Origin of the sequence: Roseisolibacter sp. H3M3-2 (assembly GCF_029211165.1) — a bacterium.
In the GTDB taxonomy this organism is placed as follows: Bacteria; Gemmatimonadota; Gemmatimonadetes; order Gemmatimonadales; family Gemmatimonadaceae; genus Roseisolibacter.
This window is the reverse complement of record NZ_JARGEK010000416.1, coordinates 1-3837: the sequence shown is the minus strand read 5'-3', so window position 1 is coordinate 3837 and position 3837 is coordinate 1. Positions and strand designations below refer to the sequence as shown.

General features: G+C 76.1%; 4 protein-coding genes. 3 read left to right on the top strand and 1 reads right to left on the bottom strand.

Going from position 1 to position 3837, the window contains the following annotated elements; translation table 11 throughout:
• From PYV61_RS22175 to xdp1, 3 genes are all read left to right on the top strand, one after another.
• The coding region (locus PYV61_RS22175) for a sialidase family protein (RefSeq protein ID WP_275835775.1) at nucleotides 1–1155 on the top strand (1155 nt) is incomplete at its 5' end.
• Between the two features lie 139 nt (nucleotides 1156–1294).
• Nucleotides 1295–1975, top strand: a complete 681-nt coding sequence (locus tag PYV61_RS22170) for a PEP-CTERM sorting domain-containing protein (protein WP_275835773.1) — start codon at nucleotides 1295–1297, stop codon at nucleotides 1973–1975.
• A gap of 220 nt (nucleotides 1976–2195) precedes the next feature.
• On the top strand, nucleotides 2196–3005 hold the full coding sequence (xdp1, locus tag PYV61_RS22165; RefSeq protein WP_275835771.1) for an exosortase-dependent surface protein XDP1: 810 nt from the start codon (nucleotides 2196–2198) through the stop codon (nucleotides 3003–3005).
• A 121-nt stretch (nucleotides 3006–3126) separates the two neighbouring features.
• Here xdp1 and PYV61_RS22160 read toward each other — a convergent pair.
• A partial coding sequence (locus tag PYV61_RS22160; protein WP_275835769.1) for a chemotaxis protein CheB occupies nucleotides 3127–3837 on the bottom strand: 711 nt, incomplete at its 5' end.

Sequence of the window (3837 nt, the reverse complement as noted above, 5' to 3'; positions counted from 1 at the left end):
GGCCCCGGCGGGCGGCGCGCCGTGGCGTGGGTGTCGGCGCCCGGCGGCGGCAGCGACGGGCGGCTGTACGTGGCCCTCGCCGACTCCGCCGGCACGCTCGGCGCGCCGGTCGAGGTGCGCGACCCGCTGGGCGGGATCGAGCCGCACGGCGAGGCGCCGCCCAAGCTGGCCTACGGCGCCGACGGCGCGCTCTACGCGCTGTGGGTGGTGGGCAAGGAGGTCCCCGGGCGCCGCTTCCCGGCCAGCGCACTCCGCTTCGCGCGCTCCGCCGACGGCGGGCGCACGTGGGGCGCGCCGGCGAGCGTCACCGACACGCCGCAGCCGTGGGGGAGCTTCAACTTCCACTCGCTGCAGGCGGGGCGCGGCGACACCGTGTACGCGGCGTGGCTCGACGGCCGCGGCGGGAAGAGCGCGACCTACTTCACGCGCTCGGCCGACGGCGGGCGCACGTGGGCGCCCAACGTGCGCGTGAGCGCCGGCGAGAGCTGCCCGTGCTGCCGCACCGCGGTCGCGCCGGGGCGCGGCGACACGGTGTACGCCGCGTGGCGCACCGTCGCCGCCGGGCAGGTGCGCGAGGTCGTGGTCGCGCGCTCGGCGGACGGCGGGCGCACCTGGGACGCGCCGGCGCGGGCGCAGCGCGACGGGTGGGTGATCGACGGGTGCCCGCACGCCGGCCCGTCGCTGGCCGTCGACTCGACGGGGCGCGTGCACGTCGCGTGGTGGAGCGGGAGGGAGGGCGCCGCGGGGACGTTCTACGCGCGCTCCGACGACGGCGGCCGGACGTTCGACGCGCCGGTGGCGCTGGGGGTGGCCGAACGGTCGCGCCCCGCGCACGTGCAGCTCGCCGCGGCCGGCGGGCGCGTGGTGGTGGCGTGGGACGACGGGACGCGGAACACGCCGGTGGTGCGCGTGCGCGTGTCGCGCGACGGCGGTGCGACGTTCGGCGCCGCGGCGTCGGCGAGCGACGGCGCGCGCGCGGCCACCTTCCCGGTGCTGGCGCTCGACGGCGCCCGCCTGTCGCTTGCCTGGAGCGAGGAGGCGGCGGACGACGCGCACGCGCAGCACCGCCCCGACATGAAGGACCCCAAGGCGCGGATGCCGCTGCCGACGGTCGGGCGGCGCACCGTGGTGGTGCGCGACGGCGCGGTGGACTGAGCGCGGACGGCCCGGTGTCGCGCCCGCGCCACAGTGGCGCGCGCGCCACTGCCCGGGGAATGCGACATGCGTTTGCTTCCGGCGCGCCCCGCGGCACCACCGCCGCGGGGCGCGCTTCACGTCCGGGTCGGAGCACCGCATGTCGTTGATTCGTTCGTTCGCCGCCGCCGCCGTCCTCACCCTTTCCGCCGGCGCCGCGTCGGCGCAGACCGCCGTCACCTACCAGTCGTCGCCGACCAACGCCAACGACGGCACGCACTACGTCGGGCCGTTCGTCGGGACGCTGCAGACGGGCGTGGGCGCCGCGCAGTCGGTGACCATGTTCTGCATCGACGTCCTCAATCAGGTGACGTTCGGCGACAGCTGGACCGCCAACCTGACGTCGCTGGCCGACGCCGGCGGGTCGCTGGCCGCCACCCGCCACCCCGCCTCGGGCGACGCCCAGGCGATGACCAAGTACCGCACGGCGGCGTGGCTGACCACGCAGTTCGGGCTGACCGCGCAGGACGAGTGGTCGGGGATCCAGCACGCGATCTGGAACCTGTGGGCGCCGGGGAGCTACGCGGCCACGTCGTGGGACGCCGCGGGCGCCACGGCGGCGACGAGCAACTGGCACGGGCTGGACTTCGCCGGCTTCTCGGTGCTGACGGACGTGCGCTCGGTCGGCCAGGCGGTGGGCGGGGCGCAGGAGTTCATCGTCCCCGGCGTCCCGGGCGGCGGCGTGGGTTCCGTCGTCCCCGAGCCGTCCACCTACCTCCTGCTCGGCACGGGGCTGGTCGCACTGGCGGGCGTGGCGCGACGCCGCCGCGCTGCCGCATGAACACCACGTAATCTGTAGGAGCAGCACAACACTTCGAGGGCCCTGGTCGATTGCCGACCGGGGCCCTCTTTTCGTTCGCACCCCCGCGCAAATCGTTGCCGGATGGGACGTTGGAGCATCGGGCCGCTCATGGTGACAGGTCATTCATGAACGGGCATACATGCTGCTAAAGCCGAGCACGTCTCCCGCCGCACCGTCCTCCCCCGTGCTCCCCCGATCCGTGTCCATCTCCCGTCTCGCCGCCCTCGCGGTCGCGTTCCCCCTGCTCGCCTCGGCCGCCGGCGCGCAGTCCACCTGGAGCTTCACCGACCAGAGCGGCAACGGCGCCTGCGCGCTCGCCGGCAACGGCGGCGCGGGGCTCGGCAACACCTACACCTGCGCCGCGCAGGGGAGCAACACGCCGACGCTGACCGTGCGCGCCTTCGGCATCGCCGTCTCGAACACGGCGGCCAACCGCGTCGTGTCGGCGGCGGCCGTGACGGGCCCGTACAGCGGCGCCGGCATCGGCGTCGGCACCGCCGCCGAGGGCGGCAACGACGCGGACGACCCGAACCACATGATGGACAACGCGGGGCAGAACACCGACTTCCTGCTCCTCAGCTTCCTCACCGGCGCGTACGACCTGAACTCGGTCTCGTTCGGCGCCGTCCCCGACGACAGCGACTTCCAGATCCTGCGGTGGACCGGCGTCGGCGGGCCGTCGCTCGTCGGCCAGACGGCGAGCCAGCTGCTCGCCGGCGGCTGGGAGCTGGTCAGCAGCGTCAACGGCGGCTCCAGCCCGAACGCGTACAACGTGAACCCCGGCAACCTGGCGTCGCAGCACTGGATCCTGGCGTCGTACAACACCGCGCTCGGCAGCGCGGCGGGGCTCGACATGGGCGACGACGAGATGAAGGTGCTGGGCATCGGCGCGACGGCGGTCCCGGGCGGCGGCGCCGGCTCGGTGGTCCCGGAGCCCTCGACCTACGCGCTGCTCGGCACGGGCCTCGGCTTCCTCGGCCTCGTCGCCCGCCGCCGTCGCCGCGCCTGACCCGTCCCACCGCCCGACCGTCCGACCCTTCCCCGTCTCCCCCCGACGCGGCGCGGGGCCGGCTCTCTGAGGAGAGCCGGCCCCGCGTCGTCCGTCGGCGTGCCTGCCGGCGGGCCGCGCGTCAGACCATCGCCAGCGCGTCGCCGGTCACGCGCACCAGCGCGCGCAGCACGGCGGGGGCGACCTGCGGGAGCGCCACCACCTCGGCGGCGGCGCCGAGCCGGATCGCCTCGCGCGGCATCCCGAACACCACGCAGCTCTGCTCGTCCTGCGCGATGGTGTGGGCCCCCGCCTCGCGCATCGCCAGCATCCCCTTGGCGCCGTCGGCGCCCATGCCGGTGAGGATCACCCCGAGCGCGTTGCGCCCCGCGTGGCGCGCGACGCTCTGGAACAGCACGTCCACGGCCGGGCGCTGGTGGTGCACCGGCGGGCCGTCCTTGATGCGGGCGAAGTAGCGCGCGCCGCTGCGCTGGAGCACCATGTGCTTCCCCCCCGGGGCGATGAGCGCGACCCCCGGCACCACGGCGTCGCCGTCCCGCGCCTCGCGGACCTCCATCGCGCACAGCCCGTTGAGGCGCCGGGCGAAGGCGGCGGTGAAGTGCTCGGGCATGTGCTGCACGATGACCGTGCCCGGCGCGTGCGCCGGCAGCTGCGTCAGCACCTGCTCGATCGCCTGCGTGCCGCCGGTGGAGGCGCCGATGGCGAGCACCTTGTGCGTGGTGTCGAGCAGCGCGCCCGGCGGAAGCGCGTCGGCGTCGCCGAGCGACGGCTCCCCCGCGCGCGCCGGCGCCGCCGCGGCGAGCCGCTCCGGCGCGGCGCGCGGGCCGACCCG